Raw genomic sequence first — 22451 nt, 5'->3', positions numbered from 1 at the left:
GGTGACCCGTGACACAGGATGGCTCACCCGTCAGGTCAATGAGCCACACCGCCTCGCCGAAGGGCTATCTGGGCGCCGGATTGGTGACGCTTGGCGTTCTCGGCGTGCGCGTGTCACCTTCGCTCACCCGTAGGCGGGATACCGGTTCTCCCAGATGGCGAGTTGGTCTGTGCGGTGGCCGCGGGCGATTCCGATCTCGGGGCCGAGCAGCATCGTGGCCCCGCCGCTACCGTCGTAGCGTTCCCAGGGCTCTCCCCCGCGAATGAATTCCAGCCACAGGTCCTGCATGGCATCTGACATGTGGCGCGCCGCCTCGTCAGCACCGGCCAGGGCGGGCGCGGCGTCCAGGTTGCCGAAGACCAAGGGCAGGCACGAATCGTGACATGCCCCCAGTCCGGCACGTGGCGACGGCCATTGGAGTTCGTAGCGGAACACCGCGTGGCCGCGCTCGGCGTGTGCGCGGACGAACTGCTCGGTCGGCGCGGTGAAGTGATAGTCGGTGACCATCGCACTGGCGACGTCGCGTAGCCGGTGCTGGCCGGCGCGGTACGTTGCTACCACCGCTTCGGTGTCGTGACCATTCCCGGCGAGCGCGCGCGCCCTGTCCCCCACGTACTGCTCGGTGAAGACACCCTCTTCCAGGGCCGCGTCGAATACCCGCCACTCGTCGCGCGTCGTCCCTGCGAGAATCGGGATTGGCGGCATATCACGCGTCCGCGCGGCCATCAACGGATGCTCGCTGATGACGTCCCCGTCGATGCAGGGATGGAACGGGCCCTGCGGCGGCACGAATCCGCTGTCGATGCAGCGTTGCGCGGCAAGGATCTCCTCGAGGCCCGGCTCCTCGCTGCGCGTGAGCGCACCGGTCGACACGAGCTGCGCGACGACGGCCGCGGCGGCCTCCCTGGAGCGGACGCGTTCCAACCCGCCGCTCTGCAAAATTGCACGGTCGAAAAGGTCGCACCCTCCGGCGAGCAGGGCCGAAATCGCGATCGCACCGGAAGATTGGCCGGCCACCGTGACCGCGCCGGGATCACCTCCGAAGGCGCCGATCTGCTCGCGCACCCACTGCAGGGCATGCCTCTGGTCGCGCAGTGCGAGGTTGGTGGAGCCGACCCCGTGCAGTTCAGGCGCGTAGAGCGAACCGAGCACACCAAGACGGAAGTTCATTGTCACGACCACGATGTCGCCGCGCCGGGCGAGTCGCGAACCGTCGAGCAGCGGAGCGGATCCATGACCCTGCGCCTGTCCGCCGCCGTGCAGGAACACCAGCACAGGTCGGCGGTTGTCGTCGGCCGCGGGCGTCCAGATGTTGAGCGTCAGGCAGTCCTCGCTCATGGTGAGGCCGCGCTTGGCCAGCCGCTCGGGCGAGATGTCTTGCGGGGGGATTGCCCCGAACGTGACGGCCTCTCGTACGCCTTCCCAGCTTGTCACGGGTTGCGTTGGGCGCCAACGACGCTCGTCGGTCGGCGGTGCGGCGTAAGGTACACCGCGAAAGACGACAACGTCTCCCCATGCGCCCGACCCAGTGGCGTCGCCACGCAGGGAACCGTACGAGGTATGCGCGACTGTGGTCATCGGCGCTCAGCGAGGGGAGTCGAGTCTGTCAGGGGGAATTGTCTGGCCATCTCACCGCTGAGCACCCGGCTCAGGAAGTCGCGGCCCTTAAAGCTCACCACCTCCACACGGAGCCCAGTGCGCGGGTCGCGCAGGAAGGCGACGCCGGCACCCGTGCGCTCCAACACCCAGCCGTCGTCCTGCAGCCGCGCGACGTCATCACGCCAGCGCTGGGCGTAGTAGCCGACGTGGTGCAGGCCGCCGAGCTTCGGTTCGGCGAAGATCGAGTCCGCGGCGGCGACGACCTCGATCAGCTCCAAGTACGGCGGACCGGAGGTGGAGAACGCGAGGCGCACGGTCTGGTCGTCGGCGGACCCGTCCGGACGGGTGAAGCCGCTGCGCATCTCGAACGGCGGAGCCCACGTGATCTGCATGCCGCCGGCGAGCGACTCCATACCCGTCAGCAGATCAGGAACGACGTGGCCGAGGTGGTAGACGTTGTCGAAGGACGACGCGGCAAGCATCTCGAGTCTCGGGTCCATGTCAGATCCTGTACCTGCGGCGGATGGCGTCGAAGCGTGCGTGCAGTTGGGTGGCCCGCTCTTCGGGCGTGACGTGCCGGGTGTCGTCCGGCAGGACGGTCTTCAACTCGTCAACGGTGACGACCGCGGTGTTGACCTCGGGCAATTGCCGGCTTCCGATGACGCGCATCGTCAGGTAGCCCTCGCTGAAGCGTTGGGTGTCGATCCAGTTGTGCACGCCAGGGTCGTTGTGCGCCAGCACCATTCGCACGCGGCCGTCGGAGTCGATCGCCGCTCTGCTCGGCGTGTAACTCACCGGCCGGTACAGGTAATCCATGCTGTTCCAGAACGCGCCCATGTTGGTCAGCATCCAGAACTCGCCACCATCAGCGAACTCGAAGATCAACGCTTCGTCCGGCCCGAGACGCCACGGCATCGTGACGATGAGCCGGCCGCGACGCGCATCGCGTTGCTCGGCCGGGCCGGCAAAACGCGCACCGGGAAACACGTTCGGCTCGGACTCCCCGAACAGCGAGCCGATCCGCAGTTCGCGGTCCGGCCAGTCCGTCATCGCCCCGGTGAGGAAATCACCGGCCCAATCCATGGAAGCGATCAGGTCCTGCGGTGTCGGCACCGGACGCGGCTCATCCATGTCGATGCGCTCGATGCTGAACTGCGCCGAGCGCTCCGTCCACGAGTCGAAGCCTTGCCGCATGAACAGCTTGCGCGAACCCGGCGTGGTCGGCAGCCAATTCTGTTCTCGTCGTGGGCCACCGGCGTGAAGTACGAAGCTGCCGTCGGGCTCGGTGACCAGGTCGTCACCGGTGATGTTCGCCTCCGGGATGTCGCCGAAGGGCTCGTGCAAGTTCGGGTGATCGGCGCCGTAGTACACGTCCTTCTCGGGTCGCGGCCCCTGGACGGTGAAGTTGATGAAACGCGCCGTGCCCCGGTCACCGGCGATCCGGTAGGTCGAGGCGCCGTCGATCCATGCCTGCAGATAGACGAAGTCGGCGTTGTCGCCGCCGAGCTTGCGGGTCGGTCCGCAGAACGGGTGGATCACCGGATAGCGGGTGTTCTTGGTCTCCAGTGCGAGATCGTAGGCCTGGCCCAGGTTCTGCATCAGGTAGCGGAACGCGTCCGCGCGCTGCAGGGCGTTCGGGGGTGAGGTGTCCTTGAAGGCGAGATCTCCGGCGGCCTTGAGCCGCTCGCAGAAATTGTGCCACGCCGTGCGCAGCGCCTCGTCGTCCTCGGTGTCGCCGAACGCCATCAGCGCCTCGTCTCGATGTCGATGCCGAATCGTTCTCGGTAGGTGGCGAATTCGTCGTGCAGCTGCTGCACGGGAACCGGCAGGACGTCGGTGGAGTAGGTGAACTTGCCGTACCGGTCGCTGCGGTTGGTGACGAGGTACTCGCGCATCGCCTTCTCGGCGTCGGCCGCGAACGGCACGCCGGCGAAATCGTAGAAGCCACCGATGGTGGTGACCGGGTCGGCGACGAAGTCGCGGTAGCGGACATGGTAGATGCGCGGGTCGTCCACGAGTGGGTCAGTGAGGTAGGCGTGGAAGTTGGCCCGCGACCCCTCGATCGTGTCCTTGGCGTACTGAGTCCAGTCCAGCGTCCCGGCCAGGCTCTCGTTGATCTGCCCGAAGGCCACGATCTGCGAGGCGAGCACCTGTACGGGGTCGCGGTGTACCCAGACGATGCGGGCGTCGGGATAAGTGTCGAAGAGCGCCCGCAGGCGTCGTCCGTGAAAGCCCTTGAGCACCCACCGTTTCGGCGTACGAGTGTACTGGATGTGCTGCAGCATCATGCGGTGCAACCCATACTGCGCGTGGGGGTCCTGCGGAAAGCTCTGGATCGTCACGGGAACCCGCCACCACGCGCTCGGGTTCATCGCGCGGAAGTCGAAGGCCCACGTGCGTTCACACTCGGGGAGTCCGGCGCCGAGCAGGTCGTTGTAGGGGTGGCTGACGAGCCACGGCGGGATGCGGTCGAGGATCTCGCGCCAGTCGGCGTCGGCTCGCGTCCGGCGCGGGTCGTCGACAGCGGCCGGGCCGGGCGGCGGCGAGGGGTACATGACCTCCCAGAACCGCAGCGCCCGCGAGTCCCCGTCCTGGGCGAGCAGAGCGTGCAGCAGCGTCGTCCCCGACCGCGGCTCCCCGGTGGCGAAGAGCGGGGCCGTGATTCGTTCCGCCGCGAGCGGCAGGTGCGCGCGGTCAGCCATGAAGCGCAGGCGGCTCGTCAGCAATCCGCTGATCGTGTGTGCGGCTACCCGCACGCCGGCGTCGTCGAGTTCGGCGGTGTTGAGCCGGTCGACGGCCAAGGCCACGCGGGCAGGCAGGGTGTCGTCACCGAAGTCGGTGAGCGCGGTCGATTCTCGTGCGTCGGCGATGAGCACGTCCGCGTCCAAAGTTGTCATGGCGTGCTTCCTGTGAGCTGCAGCAGTAGGTCTTCGACCTCGCGGACTTTGCGTGCCGACTCGGCGGCGTAGGCCCGCCCCGCCATTGCGCTGTAGTCGAGCACCGACACGACCCGGGCCCCCGCCTCGCCGAACTCGGCGATCTGCGCGGCGACCTGCTTCGGCGTGCCATGCGGAACGACGGACAGGATCGCGGCCGGATCGACCCGCTCGAAGAGCCGGAGCAGTCGGTCGCGGGTCAGCATGCGCGGGTCGATGTCCTGGATGCCACGCCAGTGCTCCCCCATCGGGTGGCGGTGACCGGTGGCTGCCAGTGAGTCAGCCGTCAGTTGCAGCACCAGAGACTTCACCAGCGGGCGCCGCACGATCTCGCTCAGTTCGTCGGGCTCGCCGATGAGACAGACCACCATCTTCGCCGGTGTGATCGCCTGCGGGTCGCGTCCGGCTTGTTCTGCCGCCTCCCGGACGCGCGCCAGCTGATTGGCATAGGTCTCGGGCCCGGCGCTGCCCGTCGGCCACCAGCCGTCGCCGAATTCACCGACCAGTCGCAGCATGCGGGGGCCGTTGGCGCCGATCCAGATCGCTGGCGGGCCGGTGGGGTGCAGGTCGGTGTCCAGCCGGGCGTGCTGCAGTGTGAAGTGCTCTCCGGCGAAGTCGATCGGTCCGTCGGTGTCCCAAAGCAGCCGGATGAGCTCGAGCGCTTCGGCGAACCGGCTCACCGTGCTCCGGTGGTCAAAGCCGTACGGGGCCAGGTTCTCGCGCTCGCCGGCACCGAGTCCCAGGATGAACCGGCCGTCCGAGAGATGGCTCAGGGTCAGCGCCGACTGGGCCAGCATCACGGGGTGGCGGCGGACGGTGTCGAGGACGCTCGTCGCGAGCCGGGTGCGTGTCGTGCGGGCCGCGACGGCTCCGGCAAGAGCCAGGGTGTCCAGGTAGCGGTGCGGCGACGGTGACACCTCCGCAAGGTCGGTGAACTCGGGCGTCCAGATCGAGTCCGGCCAGAAGCTCACGAGGTGATCGGGCATCCAAATGGAGTGGTAGCGGCCATCATCGAGCGTGTCCAGCCCGCTGAGGTCGAGGGGCAGGGTCGTCCGGAAGAACGAGGCCAGCTCCAAGGGCATGCAGCGCAAGCTACCCGAGGATGCTGGTTACGTCCCCGGATTGCTGGGCATCCGCTCAGCACAGCTGGCGCTGCAGGGATTGCAGGCCTGGTGTCCGCTATTTCGCCAGGCGGAAATAAGGTTCAACCGTCCCGCTGAGCTTCATGACCATCGGATTCCCGCGACGATCCTTGGCGGTGGGCACTTCGACACGCACCCAACCCTCGGCCACGTCGTATTCGACGACATTGGTCTTCTCGGCGCCGTTGAAGCGGATGCCGACGTCGCGGAGGAGCGCCTCTTGGTTATAGAAAGGGCTGTTCGGATCAATGGAAAGGCGAGTTGGCGGAACGTCGGTGATGTGGTCCTCGGACATGATGGCTTTCGTTAGATGCTGCGTCGGTTTCGGGGTTGAATCGCTGTGAACTTACCCGACGCTGACCGACGCGCCGATTGCCTGATTGCTCGTTCCGTGAAGTGGAGCTAAGGGGATTCGAACCCCTGACCCCCACACTGCCAGTGTGGTGCGCTACCAACTGCGCCATAGCCCCTTGTCGTGCTCATCGAAGTTACACCACGAGGGGTGGCCGCTCAAAATCGCTGGTCAGGGCACTTCGCCGCCGGCCTCCGGGCCGAGCGGACGCGCTTCGGTGTGCTCCGTTGACCGCCGGGGACGCGTTTCGGGGGCGAAGATCCACCCCACCGCCGCGATGCCGAGGATGACGCCGCTGATCAGGAATGACCAGCCGAACGACGTGTACTGGGCGATCAGACCCACCAGCAGCGAGCCGCCGATCGAGCCGAAGTCGGCCATCATCTGGAACGTCGCGACCGCCGTCCCGCCGCGTGACTTGTTGCCCACCACGTCGGCGACGGCTGCCTGCTGCGGGGAGACGAAGATCCCGGTGGCCGCGCCGGCGACGTAGGCCGCCACCAGGAACACCGGAAACGACGTGGTGAACCCGACCAGGGCGGTCGACACCGCGGCCAACGTCAGCCCGGCGATCAACAGCTTGCGCCGCCCGAGTCGGTCGGACAGGTACCCGCTCGGGATCACCACGGAGATGTTTCCCACTGCGAACGCCGTCAGCGCCAGACCGGCCGCACCGGGGCTGCGGCCCAGAACCTCCACGACGAACAGCGGCACCAGCGCGATGCGCAACCCGAACGACGCCCAGCCGGTCGCAAAGTTGGAGAACAACGCCGCACGGTAGGCGCGGTGTCGGAACACGGTCCGGAACGGCACGGGTTTCTCGGTGTCGTCGGCCGGCTGCCCGACCACCGCGGACTTCCGAAGGCTGACGAACACGACCGTCGCGGCGACCAACAGCGCGGCGCCGTAGATCAGGAACGGCGCCGACAAGCCGAACCCCGCGGTGAGACTGCCCAGGATCGGCCCACCCACCGAACCGACCATGAAGCCCGACGAGAACAGTCCCGCCACCCGGCCGCGGGCATCCGACGGTGAGATCCGGATCATCAGACCCAGCGACGACACGGTGAACATCGCCGAGCCCACCCCGCCGAGTGAGCGGAAAAGCAGCAACTGCCAATAGGTTTCGGCAAACGCACAGGCCGCGGTCGACAACGCCACGATCAGCAGGCCGCTGATGTAGACCCGCCGCTCCCCTAACCGCTGCACGAGCATGCCCGCCGGCGGTGCGCCCACCAGGCGCATCACGGCGAACGCCGTAATGACGAACGTCGCAGCGCTGATGCTCACCCCGAAGTGGCGGGCGTACTGCGGCAGTACCGGTGCGACCACGCCGTAGCCGAGCGCGACCACGAAGTTGGCGGCGACCAGTACCCAGACCTCGCGGGGCAACCGCTGTCTGCTCACGGGTTCCGGCTTGGAAGTCGCGTCCGCTGTGCCCGACCTGCTCCTCGCGTCCGCGGTGCCCTGACAGTCGCCCTCTGCGGGCGAGGTCACGAAATGACCGCCGCCACCACTTCGCGGGCAGCGTCCTGTACCTCAGCCAGATGCTCGGGCCCGCGGAACGATTCGGCGTAGATCTTGTACACGTCCTCGGTGCCGGACGGCCGCGCGGCGAACCAGGCGTTCTCGGTCGTCACTTTCAGCCCACCCAGCGGCGCGCCGTTGCCGGGCGCGGAGGTCAGCTTCGCGGTGATCGGCTCGCCCGCCAGCTCGGTCGCGCTCACCTGCTCCGGCGACAGCTTGCCCAGCCGGGCCCTCTGCTCCCGGTCGGCCGGGGCATCGATGCGGGCGTACGTGGGGGCGCCGTAGCGCTCGGCCAGCTCCGCGTAGCGCTGCGACGGCGTCGACCCGGTCACCGCGAGCATCTCCGAGGCCAGCAGCGCCAGGATGATGCCGTCCTTGTCGGTGGTCCACACCGAGCCGTCGCGGCGCAGGAACGACGCCCCGGCGCTCTCCTCACCGCCGAAACCGACGCTGCCGCCGATCAGCCCATCGACGAACCACTTGAAACCCACCGGCACCTCGACCAGTTTGCGGTCCAACCCGGCCACCACGCGGTCGATGATCGACGAGCTCACCGCGGTCTTGCCGACAGCCGTCTCGGCGGCCCACTCGGGGCGGTGCGTGAACAGGTAGTCGATGGCCACCGCGAGGTAGTGGTTCGGGTTGAGCAGGCCGCCGTCCGGGGTGACGATGCCGTGCCGGTCGGAGTCGGCATCGTTGCCGGTGGCGATCTGGTATGTCCCAGGGCTGCCGATCACCTTTTCAAGAAGCCCAGCCATCGCGTTCGGCGAGCTGCAGTCCATCCGGATCTTGCCGTCGGTGTCGAGGGTCATGAACCGCCAGGTTGCGTCGACCAGCGGGTTGACAACGGTCAGTTCCAGGTTGTGGCGTTCGGCGATCGCGCCCCAGTAGTCGACGCTGGCCCCGCCGAGCGGGTCGGCGCCGATGCGGATGCCCTCGGCGCTGATCGCGTGCAAGTCGACGACGTTGGGCAGATCGTCGACGTAGGCGTTGAGGTAGTCGTGCCGCTCGGCGGTGTTCAGCGCCCGGGCCAGCGGGACGCGCTTCACCGCCCGCAGCCCGTCGCGCAGGATCTCGTTGGCCCGCTTGGCGATGACACTGGTGGCGTCGGTGTCGGCGGGTCCGCCGTTGGGCGGGTTGTACTTGAATCCGCCGTCGCGCGGTGGGTTGTGCGACGGGGTCACCACGATCCCGTCGGCGAGATCGCCTTGACGGCCCTGGTTGAACGACAGGATCGCGTGACTGACGGCCGGAGTCGGGGTGTACCGGTCGGCCGAATCGATCATCGCGACAACGTCGTTGGCGGCCAGCACCTCCAGCGCCGACGTCCACGCCGGCTCCGACAGTGCATGGGTGTCACGGCCGATGAACAGCGGACCCGTCGTGCCCTGCGCGGCACGGTATTCCACGATCGCCTGCGTGGTGGCCAGGATGTGCGCCTCGTTGAACGCCCCGTCCAGGCTCGAGCCACGGTGCCCCGAGGTGCCGAAGGTGACCTGCTGGTCCACGTTCTCGGGGTCTGGAGCGACGGTGTAGTACGCCGTCACCACCGAAGCGATGTCGATGAGATCCTCGGGCTGCGCCGGACGACCGGCGCGGGGGTTGGCCGCCATGGGTCGATTCTGCTCCTTGGTGGCGCTGCGCACCGCCTCCGGGGCGGTATCCGTTCGCTCATGGCGCACGACCGGCGAGAACTGCCCGCCGGATTCGTGTCCGCCTACCGAGACGGGCGGCAGTGAGGGTAGCCTATCTTTATCTGACGAGGTAACCTCTGCCGCCATGACCACGTCACCACCGTCCGGCGTCAGCACCGCCCTCGAGGAGATCCTGCGCGACGACCTGAACGTCGACATCACCCGCGTCACGCGGGATTCGCGGCTCATCGACGACGTCGGCCTGGACTCGGTGGCGTTCGCGGTCGGCATGGTCGCGATCGAGGACAAACTCGGGGTCGTGCTCTCGGAAGAGGATCTGCTGACCTGCGACACCGTCGGCGATCTCGAGCGGGCCATCCTGTCGAAGACCCCCACAGCCCAGTGAGCGCGTTCGCCGCGGCGCTGTCGCGGGCGATGACGGCATCTCCCCGGGACCTGATGGTCCTCGACCGGGCCGCCGGACAGTGGAATCGCCACCCATGGGGGGAGGTGCACCTGCGCTCGGAGAACATCGCCGAACGGATCCTCGACGGACCCGACGGTGCCGTGGGTCTGGTCGGCGAGCCCACCGTCGAGTTCATCGCCGCGATTCAGGGGTCCTGGCTGGCCGGCCGCGCCCTGTCGATCCTGCCCGGACCGGTACGCGGCGCCGACGACCGGCAATGGGCCCGCGCCACCGCCGAGCGTTTCGCCGGCATCGGCGTCACACAGATCTTCACCCACGGCGCCTACCCGGACTTGTTGCGTGACAACGATTCCGGTCTGACCGTCCACGACGTGTCCGAGGTGGGGCACTCGAGACGGTCCACCACGCTGACGCCGCAGGCCGGTGCGGTCGGCACTGCGGCGGTGCTGCAAGGCACCGCCGGCTCCACCGGCACGCCGCGCACCGCGCTGCTCTCTCCCGACGCGGTCATGAACAACGTCACCGCGCTGCTGCAGCACACCGCGGTCGATCCGACCGTCGACATCGGCTTGACCTGGTTGCCGCTCTACCACGACATGGGGCTGACCTTCCTGCTCACCGGCCTGCTCTCCGGCGCCGAGATGTGGGTGGCTCCCACCGCGGCGTTCGCCGCCTCGCCGTTCCGGTGGCTGAGCTGGCTGTCCGAGAGTGGCACAACCCTCACTGCCGCACCGAATTTCGCGTATTCGGTGATCGGCAAGTACGCCCGCAGGGTTCCCGACGTCGACCTGAGCCGGCTCCGGTTCGCCATCAACGGTGGCGAACCGATCGATTGCGACGGCTTCCAGGTGTTCCTCGACGAACTCGCCCGTTTCGGTCTCGATCCGCGGGTTGCGGCGCCGTCGTACGGACTGGCCGAGTCGACGTGCGCGGTCACCGCCCCCGAGCCCGGCACCGGGCTGGTCGTCGAGGAGATCGTCGACCCGGTGACCGAAGCCGTGCGGCGCCACGCGGTGCTCGGCAGACCGATTCCCGGTATGGAACTGCGCATCTCGGAATCCGAGCACACCGGCCAGGCCGGCGACCACGCGATCGGCGAAGTCGAGATCCGCGGCACGTCGCTGATGACCGGCTACTTGGGTCAGGAGCCACTGACTCCCGGCGAGTGGTTCCGTACCGGAGATCTCGGCTACGTCACCGACGACGGGCTGGTCGTGTGCGGCCGGGTCAAGGAACTCATCACCATCGCCGGGCGCAACATCTTCCCCAGCGAGGTGGAACGGGTCGCCGCACAGGTCCGTGGGGTGCGCGACGGCGCCGTCGTCGCGGTCGGCACCGACGGCGATTCGGCTCGCCAGGGTCTGATCATCGCCGCGGAGTTCCGCGGTCCCGACGAGGCCGGCGCGAGAAGTGAAGTGGTGCAACGCGTCGCATCGCAGTGTGGGGTGGTTCCCGCCGACGTCGTATTCATGACGCCGGGCGCGCTGCCGCGGACATCCTCGGGCAAGCTGCGGCGCCTGGAAGTCAAACGAGATCTGGAGGCTGCCCGCGCATGACCGCGTCCACCGACATCGACGTCGACGGCTACCGCACTCTGCTCACCGACGTGTTCGGCGAGCAGGTCACCGCTTGGACGGCGGAAGCCGAAGCCTCGGAGCGTTTTCCGCGGAAGCTGATCGAACACCTCGGTGCTGCCGGGGTCTTCCGCAGTAAATGGGGCCCGGCCGGTGGCCATCACCCCGACGTCGCCAAGCTCAACGAGCTCGCTTTCCAACTCGGGCGACTGGGGTCCGCGGGTATCGGCGTCGGTGTGAGCCTGCATGATTCGGCGATCGCGGTGCTGCGCCGGTTCGGCAGGTCGGACCACCTCAAGGCGGTGTGCGAACAGGCGATCGACGGTGAGGCGGTGCTGTGCATCGGCGCCTCCGAGGAGTCCGGCGGCTCGGATTTGCAGATTGTCGAGACCGAAGTCCGTTCCGAACGTGACGGTTTCCACATCCGTGGCGTCAAGAAGTTCGTCTCGCTGTCCCCGATCGCCGACCACATCATCGTCGTCGCGCGCGGAGTGGACCACGATCCGTCCAGCAGGCACGGCAACGTCCTGGTGATCGCCGTACCGACCACGCAGGTCGAGGTACAGACCCCGTACCGCAAGGTGGGCGCCGGCCCGCTGGACACCGCCGCCGTGCACATCGACACCTGGGTGCCCGCCGACCATCTGGTGGCGCGGCCCGGCACCGGGTTGGCCGCCATCTCGTGGGGCCTTGCGCACGAACGTATGTCGATCGCCGGTCAGGTGGCCTCGTCATGCCAGCGCGTGCTGGGCGTGACCCATGCGCGCATGGTGCAACGGAGACAGTTCGGCGCGACGCTCTTCGAGCATCAGGCATTGCGCATGCGAATGGCAGACCTGCAGGCCCGCGTCGACCTGCTCCGCCACGGCCTCAACGGCATCGCCGCGCAGGGACGGCTGGATCTGCGCGCGGCCGCCGCCGTCAAGGTCACCGCGGCGCGCCTGGGCGAGGAGGTGCTTTCTGAGTGCATGCACATCTTCGGCGGTTCGGGTTACCTCGTCGACGAGACGCCGCTGGGCAGGTGGTGGCGTGACATGAAACTGGCGCGGGTCGGCGGCGGCACCGACGAGGTGCTGTGGGAGCTGGTGGCCGCGGCGATGAAGCCGGACTTCGACAGCTACGACGAGATGATCGGTGGCACAGTGACTTCCGACTAGGACGGGCGGTTGAGCGCGTACAGCGCCATTCGCCGGTTCGACATCTGGTGTTCGCCGAGGAAGTCACATCTGGCGTACTCGCACAGCCGGCGGGCACCGACATTGCGGTGGTCGGGGTCGAACATGATGCGCCGGCACTGCGGTTCGATCTCGAACAGGCTGGCCGCCAGCCGGGGCAGCAAAATCGGCCCGAAGCCGCGGTTGACGATGTCCAGGTCGGCAATCGCGGCGTGCAGACCGAGGTCGTGCGGGTCGGCGTCATAGCGCGGGGCGATGGAATCCTTTGCGGCGCGGTACACCTCGATGTAACCGTGCGGTTCCCCCCTGAACATGCCGATGAGCGGACGCGAGTACCGGCCGGCCAGCTGGGCGCGCAGGTACCCGTGCCACCACTGCACCGGCCGGTCGTACTCCCACGCCTCGGCCAGATGCGGACGGTTCATCCACTCGGAGATCATCGCCGCGTCGGAGTCAGGGTCGACGAGCCGGACCTCGTACGGAGCGGCGAGACGCGGGATCGGCGGCGGCGGCACGACGCGCACCTCGTCGCTGATCTCGGTGAGCTCCCTGGGCAGGATCGGTAGAACGTCAGTCATCGTGACCGCAGAGCCTACCGGAGCAAGTGAGGGCAGGTTTACCTACATTCGACGGCTACACCAGGAGTAGAACGCCGCCGGCGATCAGCGCGATCACCTTGACCAGCTCCAGTCCGACATACCCGTAGTGCGCCCGCGACCGCGGTCCCTCGGCACCGGCCAGCACCTGGTCGGAGCGGCGGGTCAACGCCGGCCGGACGAACACCATCTGCGCAGCCAGCATCACGGCCGCCACCGCCAGCAGGACGAGAGCCGCCGTCGGTCCGCCGGCGATGACTGTCGCGACCACGGCTGCTGCCGCCAGCACTCCCTCGCACACGTTGAGGGCGCGGAACACCAACCGCCCGATGCCGAGCCCGATCTGCAGGGTTACACCGGGTGCGCGGAATTTCAGCGGAGCTTCCAGGAACGAGATCGCCAGCACCATGCCGAGCCAGATGAACGTCGCTGCGATGGCGACATCGAGAGCACCATGCACGCAGCGAAGCCTAGATGAGATCGTGAGGTCATGAACGAGGACCGCGTTGCCGAGTTACAGCGGTGGGAGGACTCCGGCGCGGTGTGGCGGGTGCTGACCCGCACCGCTTCGGAGGTGACCGTTGCGTTGCTGCGCTGCGACGGCGGCGAGGAGGCCGGCCGGTTCACCAGCTCCGATCCGCGCCTGCTGGCGTTCCTCGGTGACCGCACCGGCAGCGAGGACTGATCTACGCCGCAGAGAGCGCTCTCCGTTCCCGACTGCGTGCCGAAATCGCATTCCGCGCGGCCGTTTCGCGGGATTCCCCGCGCTGGACGCGATCTCGGCGGACGTGTCCGCTCAGCGGACGTCGACGTAGTAGACGCTGCCTGTGGTGGTGTTCTGGAAAGTGCGGTCGTAGCGGTAGTCGCGGACTGTGGAGCGGATGTCACCGCCCTTGTGGATCCCGACCACACTGGCCTCACTGAGCGGGGCGTTCGACAGCCGGTTGACCACCACGCGGTGGCCCTGGGCTTCGAGCTGGCTGATCGTGGCATCGGCGTTTCCGCCCGAGGGGGCCGCGACCGCCGGGGCGGCCAGCCCGACAACAGCAGCGGACAGGCCGGCGGCGAAAGCGGTGGCGATGGTGAGGTTCTTCATGATGGTGTCCTTCCCGGTGGTGGGTCGGAGCCGTGGAGCGAATCGCGCGGTTTCGACTTCGGTGGTGGTTGATCTTGGTGGATCTGACTGGTTAAACCCGCCGCCGCGGGTGTTCATTTCGCCTGGCAGAAATTGAACGACGGGTGGCCGGAATCGATCGCCGAGACCGCGCACAGCGTGGGAAAACCCCCGGAAAAGCCGCGCGGAATGCGAGTTCGGCGCGATGCCAGGCCCCGCGGCGTTACCGTACGGGCAGGGTCTGCACGGAAGGACGCCGATGGTGGAAACGACGCCGCTCGCTCCCGTCACCCCGCTCGCTGCGCTCGCGCCCCTCGCGCGCCATGGCCGCTTCGTCGGCCGGGTCGGCGGGCTCGCCGTTGCCCTCGGCATCGGGATCGCGATCGCGAACGGTCCCGCCGTCGCGACGGCCGACGACACGACCGCTGGCGCGCAATCGTCGTCCAGTTCCACGTCGGAGAACGACACCGCACGGACCGACACGAGCCGCGACCGAGCCGCCGACCGCGACGTCGACGGTGAGGATGTCGACGACCACCCCACCGACCAACACGACGTCGACGATCACGCTGCCGACGCCAGCGAACAAGACGCAGAAGAAGACGACGCCAATCGTCAGAACGTCGAGCAAGACGTAGACGAAGACGACGAAGTAGCCGCGGCCGATGTTCCGGACGACACCGAGTCACCTCCCACCCGAACCACCGTCGCCGTCACGGCCGCCGAACCCGACGGCGGCGATGCCGCGGACGTGACCGGGGATCGCGACAACAGCCCCGAATCCGCGGCGGTGTGGACGTTGACCGGAGTCGCGCGGCGCGAGGCCGTCCCCGAGTCGACCGTGGCCCCGCTGCCGACCCCTGCCACCAGCCCGCTTGCCACCGAGCAACAACTGGCGGCCGAGCGCATCGCGTCCGAGACCGTCAAGACCTGGCCGGTTCGGCTGATGAAGTTCGTGCTGGGCGCCGGCTGGCTGGCGACCGCCACCCGCCAGTACGACCACATCGGCGGGCCGGACTGGGACAACATCGGCCAACTCGGCCGCTCCGTCGACGAGTACGCGATGGGCGCGGCGTTCCAGCAGCAACTGCTCAATCCGATGACGCCGACGGTCGTCACCCAGGTCGCGCCGCCGCACACCTGGTACGGCCGGGATGTGCCCGGTTCCCGCATCCTCTACGACAACCCCGACACGGTGTACCGCTTCATGGGGGTGAACATGACCTCCACGTACGTGATCAGGGGCCAGTTCGTCAGCGCGCAGCCGGCGGACACCAACTTCAGCGTGCTCACCGGACTGTCCGGCGTCACCGCGGACTACCTCAGCGGCCGCGACATCGACATCGCACCGGACGGCTCGTTCACCATCACCGTCAGCGGCGCCCCGGCCGCGGCGGGCCAGCGCAACCACCTCCAGCTGACCTCCGACACCACGCTGATCGCGGTCCGGAACACCTTGTCGGACTGGACCACTCAGTCGCCGATGACGCTGAGCATTGAACGGCTGTCCGGGCCGCGCAACAGCCTGTTCAGTCAACTCGGCGGCTTCGCGATCCCGGGGCTGGGGCCCCTGGTGACCAGGAGTCCCCTGCTGACCGCGCTGGTGTCCTTGATTCCACCGATGAAGGAGCCGCCGCGGATCCTGCGCGGCGCGTTCACCGCAGTGATCGTGGCGCTCGGCCTGGGCATGGAGTCGAAGTACATCAAGGTCGCCACCACCGACCCGCAGACCGGTGAACGGGTGGCGCCCAATGTGCTCAAAGACCCGTCCCGCAATGCGGAGTTCCTCGCCACGCAGCTGCAGAGCGCCGGGTACTTCCACTTGGCCGACGACCAGGCCCTGGTCGTCACCGTCACCCCGGGCAACGCGCGTTACTTCACCGTCCCGGTCACCAATCTGTGGACGATCACCGGCGATTACTGGAACGAACAGACCAGCCTCAACAACGCGCAGGCGCTGCCGAATCCGGACGGCACCTACACCTTCGTGATCTCGCCCACCGATCCCGGCGTGCACAACTGGGTCTCGACCGGCGGCCTGAACAAGGGCACGCTGTCGCTGCGGTTCCAAGACCTCGACCTGAACGCGGCGCCGACTCCGACGGTCGACGCCCAGGTTGTTGCCCTGCCGGACCTGCCCGCGGTGCTACCGCCGACCACGATCTACCTCAGCGCGGCACAGCGTCAGGAGCAGCTCGACATCCGGCGCGCTGCGTTCGACCGCCGTTTCGCCGTCGCCGACTGAACCGCTCAGTGCTTGGCTTTGCGCCCGAACGGCAACACGTGCATGACCGCTACGACGAGCGCGCCGACCACGAGGCCGATCACCGCTGACGCGGCGGTGTTGACCAGCCAGGCCAGTGCCGCCCCGACCCCGCCGACGTGGTGGACGTACTCCTCGGCGTGATGCACCAGGCTGTAGGGCCCGTGCCAGCCCAGTTCGTCGGTGCCGATGAGCAGGATGTGCCCGCCGACCCAGAGCATCGCCACGGTGCCGATCACCGACAGCGCCGACAGCAGCTTCGGCATCCCGGCGACCAGACCGCGGCCGACTTTCTGGGCGAACGCCGACGAGCGTTCGGTCAGGCGCAGGCCGATGTCATCCATCTTCACGATGCCCGCGACGACCCCGTACACGACGGCGGTGATGGCCACGGCGACCACGAGCAGGATGACCAGGCGGGGCACGAACGGCTGGTCGGCGACCTCGTTCAGAGCGATCACCATGATCTCGGCCGACAGGATCAGGTCGGTGCGGATCGCGCCGGTCACCATGAACTTCTCGGCGTCCGCACCCGAGATGGCCGCGGGCGCTCCGTGCGTCTCGTGACCACGGATCATGCCCCAGACCTTCTCGGCGCCTTCGAAGCACAGGTAGGTGGCGCCCAGCATCAGGATCGGCGTCAGCAACCACGGCGCGAACTGACTCAACAGCAACGCCACCGGCAGGATGAAGAGGACCTTGTTGCGCAGCGATCCGATCGCGATGCGCTTGATGATCGGCAGCTCGCGCTCGGCGGCGATGCCGTGCACGTATTGCGGCGTGACCGCGGTGTCATCCACCACCACGCCGGCGGCCTTGGCCGTCGCCTTGCCCGCGGCGGCGCCGATGTCGTCGACGGAGGCCGCCGCCAGCCGGGCCAGCGCGGCGACGTCGTCGAGAAGCGCGAACAAGCCTCCGCTCACCGGGTCCTCCTGCTCGCTACGGCGGTCATGGGCGAAGGTTACCCAACGCAGGCCCACTCAGCCCTGCGCGGTGGAAACACCCGCGCCGCGCCAGTGCCGAACCGGCCGGGATGCTCCAAAGACTCATGCGGTGACCTGCGGTTGAGTTAGTTTTAGGGACTGGTCGCCAACCGCACGGGCGGGAGCCGTCGGCGGCGGTCGACAGCTGGGGGTGCGCGATGGCGTCTTCGATCCGCCCGTGGGTGACCGCCGGGGTCGCCGTGTCCAGCGTGGCTGTGCTTGCGGTGGCGCCCCTGGAACCGACATCGACGTTCACCGACGTCCGGATCACCAACTCGGCGGTCGACCTGACCGCGGCGCCGAATCCGCTCGAGTTCTACCCGCAGGTGCTGATGCGCTCGCTGGCCAACGCCGGCGACCGGCTCGACGAATTCTTGGATGCGCCGTTGCCGATCGTCAGAGCGGTCGCCGAGAACCAGTACAACTCGCTCGCCGAGGTCGTAAGCGCGATCGGCACCGGCGACGTCGTCGCGGTGGTTCGGGCCGTCGTCCGCGCCATCGCCGACCCTGTGATCAACCTGGCCAGGGTGGCCGGTTCGGGTGAGCCGTTCCGCACCGCGGCCAGCGTGATCATCCGGCTGGCGCTGCCGATCGCCAGCGGCGTGATCGCCGCCGGGTCAGCGGCCGGCGACGTCGCCGAGGCGCTGCTGCACCTTGCCGTCGTCGGCACATTGGGGGCCGTGACCAACATCCCGGGGCGCATCGCCGACGGGTTTCTCAACGGCCGGGTGGATGAAACCGAGGACTCGTCGTACGGCCTGCTGAGCCCGGTGGTGGAAGCTCCAGTCGTCGATCAGCTCACCGGACCGGTGGCGCACCTGGTCGATTCCCTGCAGGCGGTCGGCGAAACCCTGTCCGCACCCGCCGGCACGGGTAGCGGATCTGTCGGCATGGGTACCGGATCGGCCGGTACGGCTACCGGACCGGCCGAGCCCCCGGATCCCGGCGCCGTCACCGTGCCGCTGCCCAGGCCCGAGACCCCGGCCGCCACCACCCTGGCGCCGCAGCCCCCGCGCGCGTCCGCACCGAACGATCCAGCCCCCGCCGAAGACAACCCCCCCACGGAGGAGAGCGAAAACCCGTCGGAGACCGTCGAGAACCCCGACGACGATGTGACCGAAGCGGACCCGTCGACGGCGGATCCCGGAACCGGGAACGCCGGCGGGCACGCGGGCCCGGCCGAACCGGGCACCACCGCGACTCCGCCCGAGGAACCGGCCGACGACGCACACGCGGGCGGTACCGGCGAATCGGCCGACGACTCAGGGCCGAGCGGGACCGCCGACGCCGGGTAACGGGCACACCGGCACGTTTGGGCCCACCACGGCGGGGTAATGCCTCGCCCCATGAACGCTGAGTGGACACGGGTGCTCGCCGCGTCCGGCCGCGCGCCGGGTATCAGATATACCGACACCTCCAGAGCCGACCGGTGAGCAGCGAAACCCCCTCCCCCGCCGTCCTTTTCGACATAGACGGGACGCTGGTGGACTCGAACTATCTGCACGTGTACGCCTGGTTGCGCGCGTTCGACGCCGAGAATGTGCCCGCTGACGGTTGGCGCATCCACCGCTGCATCGGCATGGACGGCACCACACTGGTGCGCACCCTTGCCGGCGATGCGAGCCAGGACGTGGTCGACACCCTCAAGGACCGCCACAGCGAGTTCTACAAGGAGACAGCCGGGCTGCTGACTCCGCTTCCGGGTGCGCGTGATCTGCTCCGCCGGGTGGCACAGCTGGGCCTGCAGGTGGTGCTGGCCACCTCGGCTCCCGAAGACGAATTACGCATCTTGCGTGACGTTCTCGATTGTGACGACGTGGTGTCGGCGGTGACCTCGTCGCAGGACGTCGACACCGCCAAACCGAAACCCGACATCGTCCGGGTGGCGCTCGACCGTGCCGGGGTCACCGCCTCGGACGCGGTGTTCGTCGGCGACGCGGTGTGGGACTGCGAGGCCGCCAGACGTGCGTCGGTGCCCTCGATCGGGGTGCTCAGCGGCGGGGTGTCCCGTGGCGAACTGCTCGAGGCCGGGGCGAAGGACGTCTTCGAGGACGCCGGGGAGCTGCTCGCCCAACTCGACACCAGCATCATCGGCGAGCTGGCGCGCCGCGTCAGCCCGTGATCTCGGCTAACCGTCGCTGCGAGGCCTGACTGCGCACGCGTTGCGGCCACCAGAACCATCGCCCGAGCAGTGCGGCGACCGCCGGCGTCATGAACGAGCGCACGATGAGCGTGTCGAACAACAGCCCGAGCGCGATGGTGGTGCCCACCTGTGCCATCACCGTCAGGTCGCTGAACGCGAACGACGCCATCGTGAATGCGAAGACCAGACCTGCTGAGGTGACCACCGATCCGGTGCCGGCCATCGCGCGGATGATGCCGGTTTTCAACCCTCCGGGAAGCTCCTCTTTGAACCGCGACACCAGCAGCAGGTTGTAGTCCGATCCGACGGCGAGCAGCAGGATCACCGCCATCGGCAATACCATCCAGTGCAACTCCAGCCCGATGATGTGCTGCCACAGAAGCACCGACAGGCCGAAAGACGCACCGAGGGAGACCAATACGGTGCCGACGATCACCGCCGCGGCCACCACACTGCGGGTGATGATCAGCATGATGGTGAAAATCAGTGTGACGGCGGCGATCCCGGCGATCAACAGGTCGTAGAACGCGCCGTCGGCCATGTCCTTGTAGGTGGCCGCGGTGCCGGCGAGGTACACCGTGGACCCTTCCAGAGGTGTGCCCTTGATGGCCTCCTTGGCCGCGGTCTTGATGGGCTGCACCCGCGAGGTTCCCTCGATCGTCGCAGGGTCGCCCTCGTGGGCGATGATGAACCGCACCGACTTGCCGTCCGGGGAGATGAAATTCTCCATGCCGCGTGTGAAGTCGTCGTTGTCGAAGGCCTCGGGCGGCAGATAGAACGAGTCGTCGTTCATGGAGTCGTCGAAGGCTTCACCCATCGCGTCGGCGTCCTCGGACTGTGACGCCATCTGGTCCTGCATGCCCTTCTGACTCTGATACATCGTCAGCATCATCGACTGCATGTTGCGCATCGTCTCGATCTGACTGGGCAACAGTGCAATCAGTTGCGGCATCAGCGCGTCGAGGCGTTCCAGGTCGGGCACGAGTTCCTGGATGTCGTCGGTCAGCGGGTTGATGCCGTCGAGGGTGTCGAACACCGACCGCATCGCGTGGCAGACCGGGATGTTGTAGCAGTGTGGTTCCCAGTAGAAGAAATTACGGACCGGGCGGACGAAGTCGTCCAGATTGGCGAGGTAGTCCCGCACTTCGGCGATGTCGACAGCCGTCTTCTTGGTCTTGAGGACCATGTCGTGGGTGGTGGCCGACATCTGCGTCATCAGGCTCTGCATCTTCGTCATCGTGTCGACGTTGGTCTGCATCGCATCGGCCTGCACCAGCATGTCGGCCATCCGGTCCTGCATGTACTTCTCGTTGAGACGCTGCGTGGTCCCCCGCATGCTCATCTGGAACGGAATCGTCGTGTGCTTGATCGGTTTCCCGTCGGGGCGGGTGATCGTCTGCACCCGCGCCACGCCGGGCACGCGGAAGATCGACTTGGCGATCTTGTCGATGACGAGGAAGTCCGCGGGGTTACGCAGGTCGTGGTCGCTTTCGACCATCAGCAGCTCGGGGTTCATCCGGGCGCTGCCGAAATGCCGGTCGGCGACGGCATAACCGACGTTGGCGGGAACATCGGAGGGCAGGTAATCGCGGGCGTCGTAATTGGTCTTGTAGCCCGGCAGCGTGACGAGGCCGACCAGCGCCAGCGCCAGCGCCGCGGCCAGCACCGGACCCGGCCAGCGCACCACCGACACCCCGATGCGCCGCCAACCGCGGGAGCTGATCGCCCGCTTGGGGTCGAACATCCCGAAGCGGCTGCCTATCGCGACGACGGCGGGTCCCAGTGTCAGCGCCGCGAGCACGGCGACGAACGTGCCCACCGCGCAGGGCACCCCCATGGTCTGGAAGTACGGCAACCGGGTGAAGCTCAGGCACAGCATCGCCCCGGCGATGGTCAGACCGGAGCCGAGCACGACGTGTGCGGTGCCGCGAAACATGGTGTAGTACGCCGTTTCCCGGTCCTCCCCCGCGCCGCGGGCCTCCTGGTACCGTCCGATCGCGAAGATGGCGTAATCGGTCCCGGCGGCAATCACCATCAGGGTCAGCAGGCTCGTCGCGAACGTCGACAGGCCGATGATCTCGGCATCGGCCAGGAAGGCGACGATGCCCCGCGCCGCACCCAGTTCCGCGAACACCATGAACAGGATCAGGACCATGGTGGCCACCGATCGGAAGACGAGCACCAGCATGACGGCGATGACGCCGATGGTGATCATCGTGACCCGGAAGACGCTCTTGTCGCCGGCGTTGTGCTGGTCGGCGACCAGCGGCGCGCCACCGGTCACGTAGGCCTTGATTCCCGGCGGCGCCGATGTCTGCTCGACGATCTCGCGGACCGCGGCCACCGCCTCGTTGGCCCGCGGCTCGCCTTGGTTGCCTTGCAGGTATACCTGCACATAGGCCGCTTTGCCGTCGGTGCTCTGCGCGCCCGACGCGGTCAGCGGATCGCCCCAGAAGTCGGCGACGTGCTGGACGTTGGCGGTGTCGGCTTCCAGTTTGTCGACGAGGTCGTCGTAGTAGCGATGCGCCGCGTCGCCGAGTGGCTGTTCGCCTTCGAGCACGATCATCGCGCTGCTGTCGGAGTTGAACTCGTCGAAGTTCGCGCCGACGCGCTTCATGGACACCAGCGACGGCGCGTCGTTGGCGCTCATCCCGACGGTGTGTTCTTCACCGACCTTTTCCAGCGACGGGACCGCGACGTTCGTCAGGACGGTCAGCAGAATCCAGCCCACGAGGATGGGCAGCGCCAGGACACGGATGAGCCTGCCGATCCCGGACCGCCCGGCACCTGCCACTTGCCCCGCCCCCGATCCGGCCCGCCGCACGCGTGACACTTCGTGTGTCGCGTGTCATACGTCTAGCCCGTCAAACCATTGGCTGTCAACTGCACGTTGACAGCCGATTCACAGGTTGATCAGCGGGTTTGTGCGCAGTGAGCCGCGCGGTGGTCGGCGCTGTCAGAGACCGAGGCGCGCCGGCGCAGCACG

The 22451-nt window shown here is 67.8% G+C and carries 20 protein-coding genes and 1 tRNA gene; 7 read left to right on the top strand and 14 right to left on the bottom strand.

Annotated features, from left to right (window positions below; all coding sequences use genetic code 11):
• Window positions 1–123 precede the first annotated feature (123 nt).
• The 9 genes from ACTWP6_RS20305 to pgm form a co-directional block, all read right to left on the bottom strand.
• Window positions 124–1578, bottom strand: a complete 1455-nt coding sequence (locus tag ACTWP6_RS20305) for a carboxylesterase/lipase family protein (protein ID WP_443188618.1) — start codon at window positions 1576–1578, stop codon at window positions 124–126.
• Window positions 1575–2099, bottom strand: coding sequence for a VOC family protein (locus ACTWP6_RS20300; protein ID WP_443188617.1), 525 nt, complete (start codon window positions 2097–2099; stop codon window positions 1575–1577). Before ACTWP6_RS20300 ends, ACTWP6_RS20305 begins: the two co-directional genes overlap by 4 nt.
• Before the next feature lies 1 nt (window position 2100).
• The gene (locus tag ACTWP6_RS20295; protein ID WP_443188616.1) at window positions 2101–3345 is read right to left on the bottom strand and encodes a DUF1214 domain-containing protein; all 1245 of its coding nucleotides are present in this window, start codon (window positions 3343–3345) and stop codon (window positions 2101–2103) included.
• Entirely contained in the window at window positions 3345–4496 is a 1152-nt protein-coding gene (locus ACTWP6_RS20290) for a sulfotransferase family protein (RefSeq protein WP_443188615.1), read from the bottom strand. The genes ACTWP6_RS20295 and ACTWP6_RS20290 overlap by 1 nt, the downstream gene beginning before the upstream one ends.
• Window positions 4493–5617, bottom strand: coding sequence for an LLM class flavin-dependent oxidoreductase (locus ACTWP6_RS20285; RefSeq protein WP_443188614.1), 1125 nt, complete (start codon window positions 5615–5617; stop codon window positions 4493–4495). The genes ACTWP6_RS20290 and ACTWP6_RS20285 overlap by 4 nt, the downstream gene beginning before the upstream one ends.
• Before the next feature lie 97 nt (window positions 5618–5714).
• Window positions 5715–5972 (bottom strand): DUF3297 family protein, encoded by a 258-nt coding sequence (locus ACTWP6_RS20280; protein WP_443188613.1) that lies wholly within the window; start codon window positions 5970–5972, stop codon window positions 5715–5717.
• Between the two features lie 102 nt (window positions 5973–6074).
• Window positions 6075–6147: transfer RNA gene (locus tag ACTWP6_RS20275), tRNA-Ala, on the bottom strand.
• A gap of 53 nt (window positions 6148–6200) precedes the next feature.
• The gene (locus ACTWP6_RS20270; RefSeq protein WP_396884243.1) at window positions 6201–7526 is read right to left on the bottom strand and encodes an MFS transporter; all 1326 of its coding nucleotides are present in this window, start codon (window positions 7524–7526) and stop codon (window positions 6201–6203) included.
• Window positions 7523–9169 (bottom strand): phosphoglucomutase (alpha-D-glucose-1,6-bisphosphate-dependent), encoded by a 1647-nt coding sequence (pgm, locus tag ACTWP6_RS20265; RefSeq protein WP_443188612.1) that lies wholly within the window; start codon window positions 9167–9169, stop codon window positions 7523–7525. The genes ACTWP6_RS20270 and pgm overlap by 4 nt, the downstream gene beginning before the upstream one ends.
• 166 nt (window positions 9170–9335) lie before the next feature.
• Between pgm and ACTWP6_RS20260 the strand changes: the two genes are divergently transcribed.
• The 3 genes from ACTWP6_RS20260 to mbtN are packed head-to-tail and all read left to right on the top strand — an operon-like array spanning window position 9336 to window position 12348.
• Window positions 9336–9596 (top strand): acyl carrier protein, encoded by a 261-nt coding sequence (locus tag ACTWP6_RS20260; protein ID WP_260751204.1) that lies wholly within the window; start codon window positions 9336–9338, stop codon window positions 9594–9596.
• Window positions 9593–11173, top strand: coding sequence for a long-chain-fatty acid--ACP ligase MbtM (gene mbtM, locus ACTWP6_RS20255; protein ID WP_443188611.1), 1581 nt, complete (start codon window positions 9593–9595; stop codon window positions 11171–11173). The genes ACTWP6_RS20260 and mbtM overlap by 4 nt, the downstream gene beginning before the upstream one ends.
• A complete protein-coding gene (mbtN, locus tag ACTWP6_RS20250; RefSeq protein WP_260751202.1) occupies window positions 11170–12348 on the top strand; it encodes a mycobactin biosynthesis acyl-ACP dehydrogenase MbtN in 1179 nt (392 codons plus the stop codon). Before mbtM ends, mbtN begins: the two co-directional genes overlap by 4 nt.
• Here the strand turns inward: mbtN and ACTWP6_RS20245 are convergent.
• Together ACTWP6_RS20245 and ACTWP6_RS20240 are read right to left on the bottom strand one after the other, a co-directional pair.
• Window positions 12345–12944, bottom strand: a complete 600-nt coding sequence (locus ACTWP6_RS20245; RefSeq protein WP_260751201.1) for a GNAT family N-acetyltransferase — start codon at window positions 12942–12944, stop codon at window positions 12345–12347. The genes mbtN and ACTWP6_RS20245 overlap by 4 nt on opposite strands.
• Before the next feature lie 55 nt (window positions 12945–12999).
• Entirely contained in the window at window positions 13000–13371 is a 372-nt protein-coding gene (locus ACTWP6_RS20240) for a hypothetical protein (protein ID WP_260758016.1), read from the bottom strand.
• Between the two features lie 81 nt (window positions 13372–13452).
• Here ACTWP6_RS20240 and ACTWP6_RS20235 point away from each other — a divergent pair, with 81 nt between their 5' ends.
• On the top strand, window positions 13453–13647 hold the full coding sequence (locus tag ACTWP6_RS20235; protein ID WP_260751200.1) for a hypothetical protein: 195 nt from the start codon (window positions 13453–13455) through the stop codon (window positions 13645–13647).
• A 111-nt stretch (window positions 13648–13758) separates the two neighbouring features.
• Here the strand turns inward: ACTWP6_RS20235 and ACTWP6_RS20230 are convergent, their stop codons facing one another.
• Window positions 13759–14058 (bottom strand): hypothetical protein, encoded by a 300-nt coding sequence (locus ACTWP6_RS20230; RefSeq protein ID WP_260751199.1) that lies wholly within the window; start codon window positions 14056–14058, stop codon window positions 13759–13761.
• Between the two features lie 277 nt (window positions 14059–14335).
• On the opposite strand from ACTWP6_RS20230, the gene ACTWP6_RS20225 reads away from it, so the two are divergent.
• Window positions 14336–16321 carry a hypothetical protein gene (locus tag ACTWP6_RS20225; protein ID WP_443188610.1) on the top strand — a complete coding sequence of 662 codons (1986 nt, stop codon included), beginning with the start codon at window positions 14336–14338 and terminating at the stop codon, window positions 16319–16321.
• Window positions 16322–16326: 5 nt separating this feature from the next.
• On the opposite strand, the gene ACTWP6_RS20220 is transcribed toward ACTWP6_RS20225, so the two are convergent.
• Entirely contained in the window at window positions 16327–17262 is a 936-nt protein-coding gene (locus ACTWP6_RS20220) for a DUF808 domain-containing protein (protein WP_443188609.1), read from the bottom strand.
• Window positions 17263–17480: 218 nt separating this feature from the next.
• On the opposite strand from ACTWP6_RS20220, the gene ACTWP6_RS20215 reads away from it, so the two are divergent.
• Together ACTWP6_RS20215 and ACTWP6_RS20210 are read left to right on the top strand one after the other, a co-directional pair.
• On the top strand, window positions 17481–18617 hold the full coding sequence (locus ACTWP6_RS20215) for a hypothetical protein (protein WP_443188608.1): 1137 nt from the start codon (window positions 17481–17483) through the stop codon (window positions 18615–18617).
• A gap of 134 nt (window positions 18618–18751) precedes the next feature.
• Window positions 18752–19444, top strand: coding sequence for an HAD family hydrolase (locus ACTWP6_RS20210; protein WP_443188607.1), 693 nt, complete (start codon window positions 18752–18754; stop codon window positions 19442–19444).
• On the opposite strand, the gene ACTWP6_RS20205 is transcribed toward ACTWP6_RS20210, so the two are convergent.
• Complete coding sequence (locus ACTWP6_RS20205; protein ID WP_443188606.1) at window positions 19434–22259, bottom strand: MMPL/RND family transporter; 2826 nt, start codon at window positions 22257–22259, stop codon at window positions 19434–19436. The genes ACTWP6_RS20210 and ACTWP6_RS20205 overlap by 11 nt on opposite strands.
• Window positions 22260–22451: the final 192 nt, after the last annotated feature.

Source organism: Mycobacterium sp. 4D054 (assembly GCF_052245755.1).
Classification (GTDB): Bacteria; Actinomycetota; Actinomycetes; order Mycobacteriales; family Mycobacteriaceae; genus Mycobacterium.
This window is presented reverse-complemented; position numbering and strand designations above follow the sequence as displayed.